Source organism: Rhodococcus sp. WB9, from assembly GCF_007558985.1.
In the GTDB taxonomy this organism is placed as follows: Bacteria; Actinomycetota; Actinomycetes; order Mycobacteriales; family Mycobacteriaceae; genus Rhodococcus_F; species Rhodococcus_F opacus.
Genome location: NZ_CP041769.1, coordinates 4146576 through 4163563 on the forward strand (window position 1 = coordinate 4146576; position 16988 = coordinate 4163563).

The 16988-nt window shown below is 66.3% G+C and carries 14 protein-coding genes and 3 pseudogenes; 9 read left to right on the forward strand and 8 right to left on the reverse strand.

What is annotated here, in order from left to right; all coding sequences use genetic code 11:
- Positions 1-25: 25 nt before the first annotated feature.
- Positions 26-1348: pseudogene (locus tag FND50_RS19255) on the reverse strand (HNH endonuclease).
- 209 nt (positions 1349-1557) lie between these two features.
- On the opposite strand from FND50_RS19255, the gene FND50_RS19260 reads away from it, so the two are divergent.
- From FND50_RS19260 to FND50_RS19275, 3 genes are all read left to right on the forward strand, one after another.
- A complete protein-coding gene (locus tag FND50_RS19260; RefSeq protein WP_051055229.1) occupies positions 1558-2283 on the forward strand; it encodes a GAF and ANTAR domain-containing protein in 726 nt (241 codons plus the stop codon).
- A gap of 243 nt (positions 2284-2526) precedes the next feature.
- Positions 2527-2976 carry an STAS domain-containing protein gene (locus tag FND50_RS19265; protein ID WP_144286746.1) on the forward strand — a complete coding sequence of 150 codons (450 nt, stop codon included), beginning with the start codon at positions 2527-2529 and terminating at the stop codon, positions 2974-2976.
- A 198-nt stretch (positions 2977-3174) separates the two neighbouring features.
- A complete protein-coding gene (locus FND50_RS19275; protein ID WP_144286747.1) occupies positions 3175-6189 on the forward strand; it encodes a Tn3 family transposase in 3015 nt (1004 codons plus the stop codon).
- 171 nt (positions 6190-6360) lie between these two features.
- Here FND50_RS19275 and FND50_RS36850 read toward each other — a convergent pair whose 3' ends face one another.
- Positions 6361-6855 carry a hypothetical protein gene (locus tag FND50_RS36850; RefSeq protein ID WP_260850508.1) on the reverse strand — a complete coding sequence of 165 codons (495 nt, stop codon included), beginning with the start codon at positions 6853-6855 and terminating at the stop codon, positions 6361-6363.
- Positions 6856-6922: 67 nt separating this feature from the next.
- Between FND50_RS36850 and FND50_RS19285 the strand changes: the two genes are divergently transcribed.
- On the forward strand, positions 6923-7249 hold the full coding sequence (locus FND50_RS19285) for a cold shock domain-containing protein (protein WP_144286748.1): 327 nt from the start codon (positions 6923-6925) through the stop codon (positions 7247-7249).
- Between the two features lie 86 nt (positions 7250-7335).
- On the opposite strand, the gene FND50_RS19290 is transcribed toward FND50_RS19285, so the two are convergent.
- Both FND50_RS19290 and FND50_RS37595 read right to left on the reverse strand, forming a co-directional pair.
- On the reverse strand, positions 7336-8220 hold the full coding sequence (locus FND50_RS19290) for an LGFP repeat-containing protein (RefSeq protein ID WP_260850509.1): 885 nt from the start codon (positions 8218-8220) through the stop codon (positions 7336-7338).
- 9 nt (positions 8221-8229) lie between these two features.
- Positions 8230-8385: pseudogene (locus tag FND50_RS37595) on the reverse strand (hypothetical protein); the annotation flags it as partial.
- Between the two features lie 991 nt (positions 8386-9376).
- On the opposite strand from FND50_RS37595, the gene FND50_RS19295 reads away from it, so the two are divergent.
- Positions 9377-10696 carry a recombinase family protein gene (locus tag FND50_RS19295; RefSeq protein ID WP_144286749.1) on the forward strand — a complete coding sequence of 440 codons (1320 nt, stop codon included), beginning with the start codon at positions 9377-9379 and terminating at the stop codon, positions 10694-10696.
- Positions 10697-10937: 241 nt separating this feature from the next.
- Positions 10938-11537, forward strand: a pseudogene (locus FND50_RS19300) (endonuclease); the annotation flags it as partial.
- Here the strand turns inward: FND50_RS19300 and FND50_RS36185 are convergent.
- Both FND50_RS36185 and FND50_RS19305 read right to left on the reverse strand, forming a co-directional pair.
- Positions 11524-11673 carry a hypothetical protein gene (locus FND50_RS36185; RefSeq protein ID WP_155756038.1) on the reverse strand — a complete coding sequence of 50 codons (150 nt, stop codon included), beginning with the start codon at positions 11671-11673 and terminating at the stop codon, positions 11524-11526. The pseudogene FND50_RS19300 and the gene FND50_RS36185 overlap by 14 nt on opposite strands.
- Before the next feature lie 72 nt (positions 11674-11745).
- Complete coding sequence (locus FND50_RS19305) at positions 11746-11970, reverse strand: hypothetical protein (RefSeq protein WP_144286750.1); 225 nt, start codon at positions 11968-11970, stop codon at positions 11746-11748.
- Positions 11971-12241: 271 nt separating this feature from the next.
- Between FND50_RS19305 and FND50_RS19310 the strand changes: the two genes are divergently transcribed.
- The 3 genes from FND50_RS19310 (at position 12242) to FND50_RS19320 (ending at position 14829) form a co-directional block, all read left to right on the forward strand.
- A complete protein-coding gene (locus tag FND50_RS19310; protein WP_222105577.1) occupies positions 12242-12649 on the forward strand; it encodes a YciI family protein in 408 nt (135 codons plus the stop codon).
- A 2-nt stretch (positions 12650-12651) separates the two neighbouring features.
- Positions 12652-13797 carry an RNA polymerase sigma factor gene (locus FND50_RS19315; protein ID WP_144286751.1) on the forward strand — a complete coding sequence of 382 codons (1146 nt, stop codon included), beginning with the start codon at positions 12652-12654 and terminating at the stop codon, positions 13795-13797.
- A 621-nt stretch (positions 13798-14418) separates the two neighbouring features.
- On the forward strand, positions 14419-14829 hold the full coding sequence (locus FND50_RS19320; protein ID WP_144286752.1) for a PIN domain-containing protein: 411 nt from the start codon (positions 14419-14421) through the stop codon (positions 14827-14829).
- 12 nt (positions 14830-14841) lie between these two features.
- Here FND50_RS19320 and FND50_RS19325 read toward each other — a convergent pair whose 3' ends face one another.
- Positions 14842-16461: an NAD(P)/FAD-dependent oxidoreductase gene (locus tag FND50_RS19325; protein WP_144286753.1), complete on the reverse strand. Its 1620-nt coding sequence runs from the start codon at positions 16459-16461 to the stop codon at positions 14842-14844.
- Between the two features lie 4 nt (positions 16462-16465).
- A complete protein-coding gene (locus tag FND50_RS19330; RefSeq protein ID WP_005255793.1) occupies positions 16466-16930 on the reverse strand; it encodes an SRPBCC family protein in 465 nt (154 codons plus the stop codon).
- Positions 16931-16988: the final 58 nt, after the last annotated feature.

The window sequence follows — 16988 nt, forward strand, 5'->3', positions numbered from 1 at the left end:
ACACCTCCGCCTCGGAAGGTGTCGTTCAGGAGGCTCGGAGGTGTGCGATCAGCACGGCTTCGACCTCCGACTGTCGTGCCGCGGCCGGGAGCGGCGGCGCGGTTGATCGGTAGTGGTGCCCGGTCGGGGTGCCGAGGTCGATGAGGTGGGTGCCGCCGGGGTTGTGGACTGCGCGGGCGGACCATCCGTCGCCTTCCTTCGCGTAATTGCAGGCCTCGCACAGCCCGGACCCGTTGTCCGCCGACGTGGCACCGGATTCTCGGCGGGAGCGGATGTGATCGTGATGCCGGATCGGCGCATCACACCACGGCGTACGACATGTGCGATCCCGCAGGTCGATCAGCTGTCGCAGGCTCTTCGGGAACGTGCGCGACTGTGATTCCATCGCCGTCAACGCCCCCGACCGCGGGCAGGAGTACACCCGCCGAATCGACGTCTCGGTGTCACGATCGACGGCGTCGGCCACCAGCTGCGGGCGATCCCCGCCGGCACCGGCCCGAACCCGCGCAACCGCGCGGCCTCGTGCCCGCCGGCCAGCAACGTCTCGTCCGAGAGCACCAGATTCACCGCCACCGGGACACCCGATGCTACGGATGTTCCGGTGCCGCGCTCGAACAACAAGTCCACCATCAGCTGATTGCGAGTCCGGCCACCACTGTCGCCGGTGGCGATCAGACTATCCGCATCCCGACTCAGCGTGGCCTGCAAACACACCGCCTGCTCCACCGGCCTCAACACACTCAAATAGGCCATCGAATCCGGCGCCGGGCGCGTCGTCACCCGACGCTCGGACACCGCCTTGCGGTGCCGGGCCACGACCGCTGCGGCGTCGAGTTCCACCGCCAACGCTTTCGCCCGTGCGATCAGACCAGCGATCGCCGACCCCGTCGAGAATGGCCGGGTCCGAGCACAACCGGCGGTCCACAATTGCCCGATCGGCCGCCGACAGGCACGCCGTTTCCCGCACCAACAACGTCGCCCGCCATTCGTTCAACCGCCCGGTCCGCAGCAGGGCCAGGGTGTGCGGCATCTCGTGCACCAGAGCCCGCGCGAAACCCAGATGCCGACCGCCACGGTTCGGAGACTCCCGGCGCGCCAACGCAATCTGCGAGGCGATACCGCGGTCCCACTCCGCCCGCGGCAACCCCCGAGCCCTGCGGTCCACACGGATACTCGTCGCGACGCCGTCGGCGATCACCGCCTGCACCGCACACCCGACCGACTTCAACGCCTCGATCGCATCGAGCCACTCGATCCCCAACCCCGCATCCCCGTCAGCGGAAACCACCCGCAGCCGCGCCGCGAACGCCCGCAACTCGTCCAGATCCGGTGCCATCAATTCCCCCACAGCCAACCTCCCCCAAGGTCGTTCGAAACTTTGTTCGAGTCTAGCGAGGCGCCGCACGCGCGGCAATACTCGGACGGAAGACTCACCGCGCGCGACGCCGGCCACCCTCGGCCCATCAGGGTTCGATACCGTTCTGGCAGAATTGACCAGACGTCGCGAGAACTGCGGCGCCGGTTCACGCCGCGTTGGTGCACTTCGGGAGGCGAACGATGCCGAATGATCCTTCGGAGATGACGCATACCGGAGACGATGGACCCAGCGCCGTCTTCGCGAAGCTGGCCGAGATGGTGTACAACGGCGACGAGTTCGCTCAGGTATACCAGGCCATCTGCGATGCCGCCGCCACCCTGGTACCCGGGTGTGACCACGCCAGCCTGATGCTGAAGGAGAACGATCGCCACGTCACCGTGGCCGCGAGCGACGACATCGCAGCCCAGGTCGACGCCCTCGAGCGAGCCGAGCAGGAAGGGCCCTGCCTCGATGCGATCGAGAACGATGCACCGCAGGTCGAAGCAGAGCTGGCCCGTTCGACCCAGTGGCCACGCCTTGCCCGTCGGGCAACTGCCGAAACCCCGGTCCGGGGCGCTGCCGGGTTCCGGCTGATGATCCGCGGCCGCAAGGTCGGCGCACTCAATTTGTTCTCGGACAACCCAGGAGAATTCACCGACGAGTCGATTGATCAGGCGATTCTGATTACGGCGTTCGCGGCGGTGACGCTGACAGCGCTCCATGAACACCAGGAAGCGCAGACCCTGCGTGAGGGCCTGGCCAGCAACCGCGAGATCGGAAAAGCGATCGGATTGTTGATGGCCTTCCACGACATCTCCGAGGGTAGAGCCTTCGACTTGCTTCGCAAGACGTCGCAGGACATGAACATCAAGCTCACGGGTGTCGCACGGGAAGTCATCGCGCATCACAATTCGAAGTTCGACTGACACGTCCTCGGCTCACGAGCGGGACCCCACCCGCCTCCGTTAGAGCGCGTTGGCAATCGGTTGATGCCGATCTGGTGGAGACGTAGTGTTGATCGCGCGTGGTTGAGAACACAGCCGCAGATTGTCCGGAGGCCGCAGCAGTGCGCGGTGGACAAATATTGTGCGCACTCCCACTGCGGTCTTGAGGCCGCTGCGCTCCATTCGGCGCGCGGACACCAACTGAGTGCACGCGATCGGAGGGTCATGAAACCATCACGCACGTCGTTCCGGGTCACTCCCCTGACCGCAAAGCCGACCGGCCACGTCACACGGGATGCGCTCAACCGTGACCGTGGATTGCGGATGGCCGTCGAGTTCGCGCCGGACGCCGACGCCACGGTGGGACGCATCTCTGGCGACATCGATGTGCTCGCCGCTCCTGCCTTCGCGCTCGCTCTCGCGCACCTGACCGACGGGGGCTTCCGTTCACGCGTCATCGTCGACATGACTGCAGTCGACTTCGTCGGAACCTCGGGATTGTCGATCCTGTCCGAGTTTGCGGAATCTGCTAGGCGGCAGCACATTGCATGGGTGCTGGCGGGGAATCGAGCGGTGCTCCGACCTGTCGAGGCCATCGGCCTCGACGCGATGATCCCCACGTGCCGCACGGTTCGCGACGCCTTCGAGAGGGTGGAGAAAATCGCACACAGCTGATCGGAGTCGACATGTCCGGGAAGCAGCCCACTCGTGGGCGTCAGGAGGCAAGCGTCGCGGAGACTGCGCGTGCACTTCTCGACAACGCCGGCCCGACGTACGCGTTCGGGGTCACGGTAGTACTCGCCGAAAAATGGGCGGATATTCCTGGGTAGGCTCCTGAGCTGGGAACTTTGAGATTCTGGCTGGAGGTGCTGATTGGCCACGCGGGTGTTCGCGGACGAGGAGCTGGAGGCGCTGCGGAGGTTCCCCGAGATCGGCCGGGAGGAGTTGTTCCGGTTCTTCACGTTGACCCCGGCGGACGTGGCGTTCGTAGATCCTGGGCGGGGCCGAGGGCCAGCCGACCGGTTGGGGCTTGCGGTGGCGCTGTGTTCGTTGCCGTGGTTGGGGTTCGTGCCGGACAAGGTGGTGTCGGCGCCGCGAGCGGCGGTGGTGCGGCTGGCGGAACAACTTCGGGTCGATCCAGACGAAATCCGGACATACGGGCGTCGCGCGAAGACGCGGACGGAGCACCTTCGGCTGGTGGCACGGTATCTGGGGTGGCGGCCGCCGACGTCGCTCGAGCTCAAGGAGTTGGACGAGTTCTTGCTGGCGCGGGCGTTGGAACACGACTCGCCATTGCTGCTGTTCCGCCTGGCGTGCGAGTACCTGATTTCGGCGCGGGTGATCCGGCCGGGGCCGGTGACGGTGGTGGAGCGGGTCGCGCACGCGCGCGAGGAAGCGCGACGGGAGACGTTCGACCGGTTGGCGCATGAGTTCACCGAGCAGCGGTGCGCCACGTTGGACGGACTGCTGGTGACCGACCCCGAGGTCGCGGCGACCCGGTTGCAGTGGTTGACGACCGGCCCGGTGGAGGCGTCGCCCGCGGCAGTGAAGGCCGAGGTCGCGAAGCTGGAGTTCCTGCGCGGAATGGACGCGCACACACTGGATCTGTCAATGCTGCCGACGGAGCGGCGCCGGTTCCTGGCCACGGTCGGCCGCAGGTCGACCGCGCAGGCGTTGGCCCGGCGTGAGCCGCAGCGTCGGTACCCGATCCTGCTGACGTTGGTGGCACAGTCGGCGACCGACGTGCTGGACGAGGTCGTGCAGTTGTTCGACCAGGCGGTCTCGGCGCGGGAAAGCAAGGCCGCGCACAAGATGCGCGACGCGCTGGCCGAGCGAGGCCGCTCCGGCGAGGACCGCCAAGCCCTGTTGGACGCGGTCCTGGCCATACTCGCCGACCCCGCCATCGAGGACGAGCGGGTCGGTGGGCTGATCCGCGGGGAGAAGATCGGGTGGGAACGGCTGCGCGCCGCACACGCCACCGCCCCGCCCCGGCTGCCCCGCGATCACGGCCACCTCGCCGCCCTGGACGGCTCCTACGGGTATTTGCGGCAGTTCACCCCGCAGGTGTTGGACGCGGTGCGGTTCGCCGGCGGCACCGCGGCGACGGAACTGATTGCGGCGGTGGACATCCTGCGGGAACTGAACGGCACCGGCGCCCGCAAGGTCCCCGACACTGCGCCGTCGGGGTTCGTGCCGGCCCGGTGGCGCGGCTACCTCGACACCGCGGCCAAGTCCGGGGACGCCGTCGCCTACCGGCACTACTGGGAACTGTGCACGCTGCTGGCGCTGCGTGACGGGCTGCGCAGCGGCGACGTGTTCGTGCCCGGCTCACGCCGCTACTCCGACCCGGCCGCCTACCTGCTCACCCCGCAGAAGTGGACCGATCAGCGGGCTGAGTTCTGCCGGTTGGTCGGCAAACCCGCAGACGCCGCCGCGGCCCTGCGGGAAGCCGAGGACGAGCTGGACGCGGCACTGAGCGAGCTGGAACAGACACTGGGCGACGGCGACGGACCGGTTCGGCTGGACGACGAGGGTGACCTGGTGATCTCCCCGCTGACCGCGGAGGACGTGCCGGCGGAAGCGACGGCGCTCAAGGCCGAACTGACCGAGATGTTGCCGTTCGCGCCGATCGTGTCGCTGCTGATCGAGCTGGACAAGCGCACCGGCTACCTGGACTGCTTCACCCACGCCGGCGGCAAGCAGGCCCGCTCCGCGGAGTTGAAGCGGAACCTGATCGCGGTGCTGCTCGCCCACTCGACCAACCTGGGGCTGACCAGGATGGCCGACGCCTGCGGCATCTCCTACGACGTGCTGTCCTGGACCGCCGAGTGGTACGTGCGGGAGGAGACGTTGCGCGCGGCGAACCTGGCGATCATCGGCTACCACCAGACGTTGCCGCTCACCCCGATCTTCGGCACCGGAACCCTGTCCTCCTCCGATGGCCAGCGGTTCCCCACCCGGGGCAAGTCGGTCACCGCCAGAGCGCTGAGCCGGTATTTCGCGCACGAGGGCCTGAGCACCTACACGCATGTGACCGATCAGCACACCACCTACGGCACGAAGATCATCGTGGCAACCAAGCGCGAGGCCCACTACGTGCTCGACGAAATCCTGGGCAACGCCACCGACATCCCGATCACCGAGCACGCCACCGACACGCACGGGGTGACGCTGGTCAACTTCGGGCTGTTCGACCTGCTGGGGTTGCAGCTCTCGCCGCGTATCCGGGACCTGGGCAAGATCACCCTCTACCGGACGGGCCCGAAATCCCAGGTAGAGTCGGATTTCCCGCTCGTCGGGCCGCTGCTGACCCGCCGCGCGAACACCGACTTGGTCGCCGGGCACTGGGACGATTTGCTCCGGTTGGCCGGGTCACTGAAATTCGGGCACGCGAGCGCATCGCTGCTGGTCGGGAAGCTCTCCGCGTCGAGCCGGCAGAACACCCTGGCCGCGGCACTGAAAGAGTATGGGGCGCTGCGCCGCACGATCTACGCCGCCCGGTATCTGTCCGATCCGGCGTATCGCCGCAGGATCTCGCGTCAGCTCAACAAGGGTGAGTCGTTGCACGCCTTGAAGCGGGATCTGCTCTACGCGCACGAGGGCGCCGTCCGCGCCCGCCACCTCGAACAGCAGACCGAGCAGGCCTGGTGCCTGACGCTGGTCACCAACACCGTGGTGGCCTGGACGACCGAATACTACGGGCTTGCGGTGGCCTCGATGCGCACCGCGGGACGGCGTGTCGATGACGAGGTCCTGGTCCATATCTCGCCGGCGCACAGCGCGAACATCAACTTCTTCGGCTCCATCGACGTAGACATCGAGAGCGAACTCGCCCAACTCGGACCCACCGGCTACCGGCCGCTGCGGGTCCGCGACACACTCTTCTGACAACACCAGCCGCGATCCGTAGTCGGTGTTCGTCCACATCACCAACCTGCTGGGCGCCGTGAACCGGGTCCGGACGGGGCAGGTCCGCAAAACGTATGAGTGCCCAGCGGACGGACGAGGGTCAGACCCCTCCGGCTTGTCCTTGCCCCGTTAACTTACAAAGAGGGGGCGCTAATCTTCCGTTTGCTCGCACAGGGTGCCGATGACGCCCGCGACCGTGTCGTCATCGCTATTTACCCACACAGCCTGTTCGTCCCGAATAGTCGGCTTTAACAAACGTATAGCGCTTAGGCTGGGACTTGATCTAGGCCAGAATATATGGTTGTATCCCGACAACCAGTCTTGTGTTGTTTCTGCGATTTTTACTGTCGCAGTCAGGCGGTCAGTCTCAGGATCAATTCCGAATCCATGACTTCCGCGATGCTCTGTCGTCAGGTTGATCGTCCACTGGCCGTACACCTTGGTCTCATCGATCACAGTCCACGCCATTTGACCCAGCTTTTCTAACTCATCCTGGTAGCAGCGTGTATCGCGTCCTACCGCGTGGCAGGCTTGGACGAACTGGGCGGGAGCGGTCGTGGCACTCTCGTCGTTGTAGAGATGCAGAATCCATGTGGGGGTCTCCAGTGGATACGGTGGCGGCCGCCGTCCTTCTTTTGAAGCCATACCTGAGTCTCCCAGAGCCGAGTCGTACGGCATAGCCGTTTTCGCCTCGATGGCGGATCATTCATGCATGAGAACCAAGGGGATCGTACGTAGCTGGAATCACGACGAGGGCTGGGGTGTCATCGACTCCGTGGAGACGCCTGGTGGCTGCTGGATCCACTACGGCAAAGTCGCGGTCGAACGATTTCGAGGACTCGTGCCTGGTCAACAGCTTGAGCTTGAGTTCGAGAACCTCGGGCAGGATGGTTTTGACTACCGCGCTGTCCGAGCGTGGCCGGTCGGCGAGGAGCCGTATGACCGGTATGCAAGCAGTCGAGGGAACTCAAGGGCGTTTGAGACGTCCCTGACCATCGTCTTTGACGACGAAGATGAAAGTCCAGGTGATCGGACGTGAAATTTGGTCAGGAAAACGCCCTATTCCAGTTCAGAGATGCGCCATGTGAATAGGGACGTTTTCCTGGATGAGATCAGTCGAAGGCTCTAGTCAGTCCAAATTTCATATTGGAATCTGAACCCGACGTTTGCTTCACCGTTTTTTCCACCAGCGTTGACCGGGAAGTTGCAGTTGCCCGCAAGGAGATAGTTCGAACCCGGCGTATGTTCAGGGATCGTAGAGTGCCATCCGTAGTCCATCGGTACATCCACGTGGTTGTCATGGTAACCAGACGCACGCCCGTCTTGAAGCCCCCATGCTTTGCAGGTCATCTTGTTGGAGGTCGCGATTGCTCGTAGTTGCGGGGCAACGACGAAACTCCAGTACATCTTGTACGTCGTCGAGACGTCGTAATCGACTCCTGCGTCGAATGCTCCGTATCTATCAACACCCGCGAAGTCTTGAGAATGAGGCGTGAATATGTGCTCAGTTGGCTGTTGAGGACCCGCGATGGGAACAATGACGTTGAAACCAAAGATGGTTTCACGCTGGAAATCCTGAGCGACACCGCCATCCATCACATATTGGTCGTTTATTGGGTAACCGAAACGTCCTTGCTCGTATCCGGATCTCTCCCACTGGTCTTGAATAAGTCCGGTTATCGGATGAGCTCCGTTCGCTGGCGACCAATAGATGACGCCGCGTTCGAAGCGATTCATACGGCCTTGCCCGTCCGGAAGGCCCATCTCGTCTGTGGTGGGATACCCGAGCAAGCTGTCGTTCCGCTCAGCGCCGACGGTGTTCCACTTGTCCCTGATGGCACCACCGATCACGTGCGCACCCGGAGCGAAGTTCCAGTAGATATCCGCTCCTTGAAAGTGTTGACGGCGGCCGACTCCATCCGGATTCACGATTTCGTCGGAGGTTGGGTACTTGATGAACCCACCTTCGTAACCGTAGTTCCCCCACTTCGCTAGGAAATGGTTCACCACCGGGTGCGCACCGCTGGCGGCGGACCAGTAGATTGGCCCGTTCTGAAAGTGGCTGCGCCTGCCGTAGCCATCGGGGTTGGTGAGCTCGTTAGTGGTGGGCAGCAGAAGCTGAACTGTGCGCCGAGGGAGTTGTACTTGTCGCGGATCGCGCCGCAGACCTGGAATTCAGACGGCCAATACACCTGGCATCCCGGTGCGACCGCGGTGCGCGACCGAGATTGGGACTGCAGCTGAGCCTCCTTCATCTCGGCCTTGTCTGCCTGTTCTTTGGTCCAGCCCTCGGGCAGCTCTTCCCGGTCCGACCGCATCTTGCCCGGGACCAAGGTCGAGTTGGGGTTCTCGGTTGGTTTGCCGGTATACGGAATCTTCTTCCCGTCCGTCGGCGGTACAGAGGTGAGAGGGAGCCGCACTCGGTGCGGCACTGCGTTCGAGTTCCGACGAGGATGGCGGCGTGGTTGCGCTCATCGAGGACCCCGGCGCCGCTGGTTCCGGCGCCGGCGCGGTGGTGCTCGTGCTCGGTGTGGGCGTGGTGGTGGGCGAAGTCGTTGGTTGAGCCATCGCTGCCCCTCCGCCTGACGCGATCATCCCCACCGCCAACGACGCGACGATCAGGGATTTCAGCGGTGAACCACGTTTAGGGCGTGGCGAAACCACACTCTGTGTTGTGTTAGCCATCCGACACCTGTCTCTGTGAGGGGACTTCGGTCAGCGGCGGGCCCGACGCTCCTTCGCAACGTAAACCATGTCGCTCAGAAATCTCACAGGAAACATCAGCCCCAGAAGTCCCAGATTCGGCACGGCGATCGAGCGCCAGCGGTGACCTGCGGGTTCGCAGGATGGCTGTCGCATGGGAACCAATGCCGGCTCGGCGTGTCGCCGAAACGGGGAGATATCCTGTTTTCAGCGTATTACGTCATCGGGATGCGGTATGCGTGCGCGTTCTCGGCCGTGAGCCCGGCTCGATTCCGATGACGGACTGTGCCACGCTCGGCAACTGGGGTTGCAGTGTCGCGGACCCGCCGTGTGTCTCGCACAAATGACCAATTGTGCGAGTTCTGAGAACACCCCGCCGGACTCGTGTCCGCCCAGGTCGCCATTCTCAAAACTCCTCTCACAACCCGCAACTTTTGAGAGAGAGTTCTGCGACACTTCGGGGATGGACCTGACCCCGGAACAGGCCGCCGCCGCGGTCGAGCGCCACCGCTGTCCCAACTGCGAGGCGCCGGCGGGCAGCCCCTGCCGGACCCGGGCGGGCAGGGTCGCCGCGAAGTACCACACCGCCCGCTTCATCCTCGTGCCCGCGCTGCGCGAGTCCCTGGCCGTCGCCGTCCCCACCAACCGCAGCCCCGGCACGCCGTGGACGCCCAGTCCGCCAGTCGCGGCGGCCGAACCGGCACCGGCCGGAGCCCCGATCCGGCTCGGCTACGCCCGCTGCAGCACGGCCCAGCAAGATCTGCAGATCCAGATCGACGCGCTGAAAAGCGCCCGGTGCACGCGGATCTTCTCCGAGAAGATCAGCAGCCGGATCACGGTCCGGCCCGAGTTCGACAGGGCCCTCGCCCTGGCCCGGGACATCAAGGCGACCGCGCCCGACCAACCGGTGATCCTGTGCGCGCACGAAATGAAGCGCCTCGCCCGCAACGCCGCCGAGCTCATGGCGCTCTCGGCGACCCTGGACGCCGACGGGATCCAGCTCGAACTGCTCACCGGCCCGCTGACCGGGATCTACGACCCGAACGGCATGGGCGCGATGCTGTTCGCCGTGCTGGCCGTGGCCGCACAACTGGACCGCAACTACATCCGGGAAAAGACCCTCGAAGGACAGCAGGCCGCCGCCGCGAGGGGCCACCACGGCGGGCGGCCGAAGGTCATCGACGAGGACATGCTCACCTTCGCGCTCGCGCTCAGGGCCAAGGGCACCCCGGTGCCAGAGATCGCCGCGAAGCTGACCATCAAGACCGGCAAGAACGCGGGCACACACCCCTCGGTCGCCTCCCTCTACCGGGCGCTGGCCGAGGCCGAGTCGACGCGCGCACCGACCCACCCGGGCGGGCCCCTACCCCAACCTCCGCCCGCAGCATCGAGACCGACGACGGACGGTGCCACCGAGGCCGCCCCGACTCCGACCGACCGGGTTGATCCCGCACCCGCGGCGCCGGCGCCGCGCGCCTGCCCGACCTGCGGACACGAGCCGGCCACCCGCGCCGAGGCCCTCCACCAACGCGCCGACCTCGACATCACCTGGCTCGAACCCGACCGCGACCGGCCCGGCCGGATCGCCACCGGGCGGCACTGCCGCAGCTGTCAACCCACCGGACCGACCCTCGACATCTCGTGCGCCGTCTGCGGCGACGGCCCGATCCTCACCGCGTCTCTCGCCTCCGACCCCGCCCACCTGCCCGACATCGCCCAGCGCTGGCTCACCAACGCCGGATGGCTGATCAGCCCGACGCTCCGTTGCCCGGCCCACTCGTAGTCGGGGCCCTTGTCGACAACGACGCCTGACGAGGGCCTACAGCAACCCGCGGCCCCTTTCCGGCGTATTCGGTTCCCACCCCCAGTCCGTGCGGCGATGGCTCACCGGGGCGGAGTGGCGAACGGACCCGAAGCTGATCTGCCCCGACCACGCCTGAACGGTGCGCTACCGGACACTCCGGCGCACATTCTGGGGCTCGTATCCGCCCGATTTTCGGCGAGTACTACCGCGACCCCCGTTCGCGTCGCACGTGACCTTGAAGGACACCCCGACGCCGCTCTTCCAATTGCTGACACTGTCTTTGCTGATGAGCACGCGGATCTCCTCGGAGATCGCTGTCGCGGCGGCCCGGGAACTGTTCCGAGCGGGCTTGCGCAGCCCACGCGCGGTACGCACGGCGGACCGCCGCACCATCATCTCTGCACTCGGCAGAGCGGGTTACGTGCGCTATGACGAGAGCACGGCTACCCGTCTGCACGCCGCCGCAGTTCGAGTCGACGACGAGTATGGCGGCGACCTGCGCCGGCTGGCCCGAGCCTGCGATCAGGAGATCTCCGGAGCAGTTCGGTTATTGACGGAGTTCGATGGAATCGGCCCGGTGGGCGCCGACATCTTTCTCCGGGAAGTTGAGGACGTGTGGCCGTGGGTGCGGCCCTACTTCGACACGCGAGCGAGCAAGTCTGCGCGCGAGCTGGGACTGCCGGACGATCCCGACGCGCTGTCCGCCCTTGCCCCGGAGGGTCGAGTGGCGGAACTGGCGGCCGCCCTGGTGCGGGTCTCTCTCGACTCGCAACTTCGGGAGGATGTGCGCGGAGCCGGCGCCGGTACTACTCCGCTCTGATCGCCTTCGACTCGCGCTCGTCGTCCTCGCGGAACATTGCTTCGATGCGGTTCTTGATCTCCATCGTGCTCATCGAGCCTCGGGAGGGGGCGAAGCCGCGATTGCGAGCGGAGGTGGGCGTGGTGAAGGTGTTCATGTGAGTGCTTTCTGTCTTCTGCGCCGGCGAGTGCCGCGTGGTGGTCGAAGGGTGCGCCCGCGAGGCGGACGGTTAGATCAGGAGCGCGGCAAGTACTACGGCGGCGAGCACTGACACGGAGGTGGCGACGGCGACGAGCACGGATCCCGTCACGGCGACGGCGGGAGCGGTTGCGGTTGCCGCCGAGACAGAGGCGATGTACACGGTCGGACGCAGCGTGTGGCGGTGTCGCGGCTCCTCGACAGAGGGCGGCGGCATCGCGCGCTGATCGTCCTGATGCACCGTGGTGCGGGTCATGAGTTGGCGTACCCCGTTGTAGCAGCTGAGTGACGTGAGTCACAAACTTACGAGTATGTTGTACATCACAACACGCCCTCGCGCCAGTCGGTGCCGTCTACACCATGCGCAGGCCGGAGGGGATCATCGCCGAACGGTGGAGGAGCTGACCGTCCGTCACGGATCGCGACGATCGAAAAGAATTCGTGCAGGGATGTCGAGAACCAACGCGTCGCTTCGTCCCCGGAGTGAACACGGCCAGAATGGGCCGCACCGCACCAAGGAGAACATGATGGCCAAGTACCTGCTGCTCAAGCATTACCGTGGCGCGCCCGCCTCGATCAACGACGTGCCCATGGACCAATGGACGCCGGAGGAAATCTCGGCCCACGTGCAGAACATGAACGACTTCGCCGCCCGGCTCGAGGGCACCGGAGAGTTCGTCGACAGCCAGGCACTCTCCGCGGAGGGCACGTTCGTCCGCTACGACGGCGAGGGGCGACCGCCGGTCACCGACGGTCCGTTCGCGGAGACCAAGGACCTGATCGCCGGCTGGATGGTGATCGACGTCGAGAGCCACGAACGGGCGCTCCAACTGGCCGGCGAACGGTCCGCGGCCCCGGGGGCGGGTGGGAAACCGATCCACGAATGGCTCGAGGTGCGCCCTTTCCTGACTGAGCCCCCGACCATCACGGAGTGACGGTGGACGACGCACTTCTGCGGACCCTCACCCCCACCGTGATCGGCGTCCTCGTCCGTCGCGGAGCCGACTTCGCGACGGCCGAGGACGCCGTGCAGGACGCCCTGATCGAAGCCGTGCGCGCGTGGCCGGACAATCCGCCGCGAGACCCCAAGGGCTGGCTGGTCACCGTGGCCTGGCGCAAGTTCCTCGACGCCACCCGCGCCGACAGCTCCCGCCGAAACCGCGAGGTGCTCGTGGAGGCAGAGCCCGTACCCGGCCCGGGCGAGGCGGTGGACGACACGCTCCAGCTGTATTTCCTGTGCGCGCACCCGTCCCTGACACCGGCCTCGGCCGTCGCGCTCACGCTGCGCGCCGTCGGTGGCCTGACCACGCGTCAGATCGCGCAGGCGTACCTCGTGCCCGAGTCGACCTTGGCCCAGCGGATCACCAGGGCCAAGCGGACCGTCTCGAGCGTCCGGTTCGACCAGCACGGCGACGTCGCCACGGTTCTGCGCGTGCTCTACCTGGTCTTCAACGAAGGCTATTCCGGTGACGTCGATCTCGCCGTCGAGGCGATCCGGCTCACCCGCCAACTGGCGGCCATGACCACCCATGAGGAGGTCGCGGGCCTGCTCGCGCTCATGCTGCTCCACCACGCCCGGCGTCCGGCACGGACCCGTACCGACGGCAGCCTCGTGCCCCTCGCCGAGCAGGACCGCAGCCTGTGGAACACCCGCCTGATCGCCGAGGGCGTCGACGTGCTCCAGACAGCCCTCGCCCACGACCGACTGGGCGAGTTCCAGGCCCAAGCTGCCATCGCGGCGCTCCACGCCGACGCCCAGAAGGCCGAGGAGACCGACTGGGTGCAGATCGTCGAGTGGTACGACGAACTGGTCCGCCTCACCGACAGCCCGGTGGCCCGCCTCAACCGCGCCGTCGCGGTCGGCGAGGCGGACGGCCCGAGAGCAGGCCTGGCTGCCCTCGAGGGGCTCGACCCCACCCTTCCCCGGTACTCCGCGGCCGCAGCGTACCTACACGAGCGCGACGGTGACCCTGCGACCGCAGCGCGGCTCTATGCCGAAGCTGCCCGGTCGGCGCCCAACCTCCCCGAACGCGACCACCTCACACGACAGGCCGCGCGGCTCAATACCCAGCTGCGAAGCTGAGGCGCGTCGTATGTGCTGGTTGTCGAGGTGATGGATGGGGGGACGAACGCCGGTGGTTGTGGTGAGGACAGTTGGTTCTCGCCGATGCAACCCTACTAACTTCGGTAAATCAAGGCGTTCCGTCACGGTCCGAGTCACATACCGTGAGGGATGACGAACGAGCGGCAATGACCGGGGCTTGCGCGATTCGGGATCGCAGCGCTCCCCGACTCGCCTGAATGCCGGGCGATTTGTGCACTCCCCCGTGGTCGCTCGGCCGGCCCGGTAGTGCCCTCTCCCCTACTTCGGCATCTGGCTGAGGATCAAAGCAATTCGGCCAGGTTGTGAACGGGGTCGGGAGGTGCAAGTGGTAGTCCCACTACCCCGGCAGCGTGAAACAACCACACAAAAGTCGGGTAATTGTGGTGTTCCGTCCGAGTCAGAGTCTGACAACAGTCGTCTTACCGCCGGACGGGCATTGTCGGGGGGTATGCCGCGTCACGAATGCGGCTGTTGCTGCACCAGAACTGCCCACCGAGCCCTCCCCCGCGACAGGCGCGTCCTGCGGCCGAATCCACCACTCCCCCGACAAACCAGCCTCATCGCACCCACACGGCGGTGTGACGAGAGGAGACTGAGGAGGTGGCTGATGACAGGACTGCGCTGGTTGTGGTGGACGCTGCGAACGTCGTCGGCTCGCGACCCGACGGTTGGTGGCGTGATCGTGCCGGCGCGGCCCGACGATTACTCGCCGAGCTCGCCACCTTCGAACAGCGCCTGGATCAGCCCTCCGAGGTGGTGGTCGTCCTCGAGGGCGCGGCGAAGGCCGCCGTCACCGGAGCGACGAGCGCGGAATTCGAGGGCCTGCAGGTGGTATCGGCGGACAGTTCGGGCGACGACGCGATCGTCGACGTGGTGGCCGCAGCCGCCGAGGCGGACGGCGACCGGCCGATCATCGTCGTCACCGCAGACCAGGGACTCCGCAACCGAGTCGAGGCGCTCGGGGCCCGCACGTTCGGTCCGCGCTGGCTCCTGGACCGTATCGACTCCTAGCGGTCCCGCCGCTCAGCGTTGGTGCGCGGACCGCTTACCGTCGGTGACCACGAGGTCGACGATGCGGCCGCGGACCTTCCTCCGCATCAACCCCCACCGTCCGTGGTCGGCCAGCGCGGCACGGGCCGCGTTGTACCCACACATACCGTGGACACCGCCGCCCGGGTGGGTGGCCGAGCTGGCCAGGTACAGCCGGCCGATCGACGTGTCGGGCCCGGACGAACCGGGGGTCGGGCGGAAGACGAGCTGCTGGTACAGCTGGGCGGTGCCGCCGTTGACGGCGCCGCCGTGCAGGTTCGCGTTGCTTGCCTCGAGGTCGCCCGGACGCTGCACGTTGCGCCCGACCACCCGCTCGGCGAATCCCGGCGCGTGCGATTCGAGCATTGCGTCCACCCGGTGCGCGAGCAACTCCGCCGACTCGTCGTCCGTGATTCCCCGCGGCAGATGGGTGTAGGCCCAGGCACTTTCGGTTCCCTCGGGCGAACGGCTGGGGTCGGATGTCGTCATCTGACCGAACAGCAGGAACGGGTGTGTCGGGATCACGCCTGTGGTCAGGTCGGCCATCCACCGGACCAGTCCGTTGTCGTCGGCGCCCAGATGCACGGTTCCGGCGGATTCGAGGCTCCGCGAGCGCCACGGAATCTTGCGGTCGAGTGCGTAGTTCACCTTGACGACGGGGGTATCCCATTCGAAATTTTCCAGGTCGGCTCGGACGCCCGCCGGTACCACGGAGGAATCCAGCAACCGTCCGTACAGTGCGGGCGCGGAGACATCCGCGAGCACCGCGCGTCTGGTGAGATACCGGTCGCCGCCCGCAGTGCGGACCTCTGTCGCCACTCCCCCGGTGACCTCGATCGACGTCACCTCCTCGCCGCAACGAATTTCTGCGCCGTTCCGTCTCCCTCGTTCCGCCATCGCGGCGGAGAGTGCGCCGGCCCCACCGACCGGGACGACGTACCCGTCGTCCTGCGCGAGCATGGTCAGGAGATATCCCATGACTCCGCTTCCGGGTGCGTCGACCGGTGTGTCGGCGTGCATTGCGTTGCCCAGCAACAACACCCGGGCGGATTCCCCGTCGAACAGCTCGTGCGTCATCCGGCGCGCGGGCAGCATGAGGAAACGCACGAGCCGGAGTGCTTCCGCGGTGCCGAGTTGCGACAGCAGTCGTCGTGGTCCGCGGACGGGGGGAAACGGGCTGAACAGGGTGTCGAGGAACGGTTCCTTGACGTCCTTCCACTGCTCGAAGAGCCGGAGCCACGCCTGTCCGTCCCCCGGTTGCCTGCGCTCGAGGTCGGCCGCTGTGTCAGTTGGGTCCCGGTGGATCAGCGGGGCATCGTCGTCGTCCGGGTGCCTGGGGTGCCCGACCGCAGCGGGCGCCTGACTCCATTGCAGACCCACACCCTCGAGGTCGAGGTGCCGGATCGCCGGCGACACCGCCGCCAGCGGATAGAACGCACTGAACAGGTCGGTACGGAAACCCGGGAAGAGTTCGGCCGACCTGACGGCGCCACCCGGTTCCGGTTGCTGTTCGAGGAGGACGACATCCCAGCCGGCCTCCGCCAGGGTGGCCGTCGCGGCGAGACCGTTGGGCCCGGCTCCGATGACGACGGCGTCGACTGTCCGCCCTGTCACGGCGTCAGGGTTTCGTGTTTCGCTCGGCGAGGAACGAGAGCCGGCGCAGGCACTCCAGATTTCGGGGGAGGACCGCGAGGTCCTGCGCCGTCCGCGGAACCCACTTCAGCGGTACGGAGGCTGCGGCCTCGGACATCTGGAGGTGGCAGCCGGATCCACGCGGCTCCAGTCGCAGTCGCACAACGGCCTTCGTGGGCGTCACCTGGGCCAGCAGCCGCAGTTCACGATTCTCTTCGGCGAACAGGACCTCGGTGGAGTCGTCGATCAACGCGGGCCAGGCCCCGACCGAGTGATGCAAACGGCTTCCGACGGCGGGCCAGTCGGCGGAGACGGCACGCATGCGTGACGCCCCGACCACCCAGGACGGGTACAGCCATCCGTTGGCGAGAACGGACCACACGTCCGAAGCCGAAGCCGACGTGTCGCAGTGTGCTTCGATGACGACCACTCCCTCGAACGAGTACCTCATGGACTCCCAGCGCTTACCCACGTTCCCCGGATCGAAAACGTGAGCTACGCAATGGTCG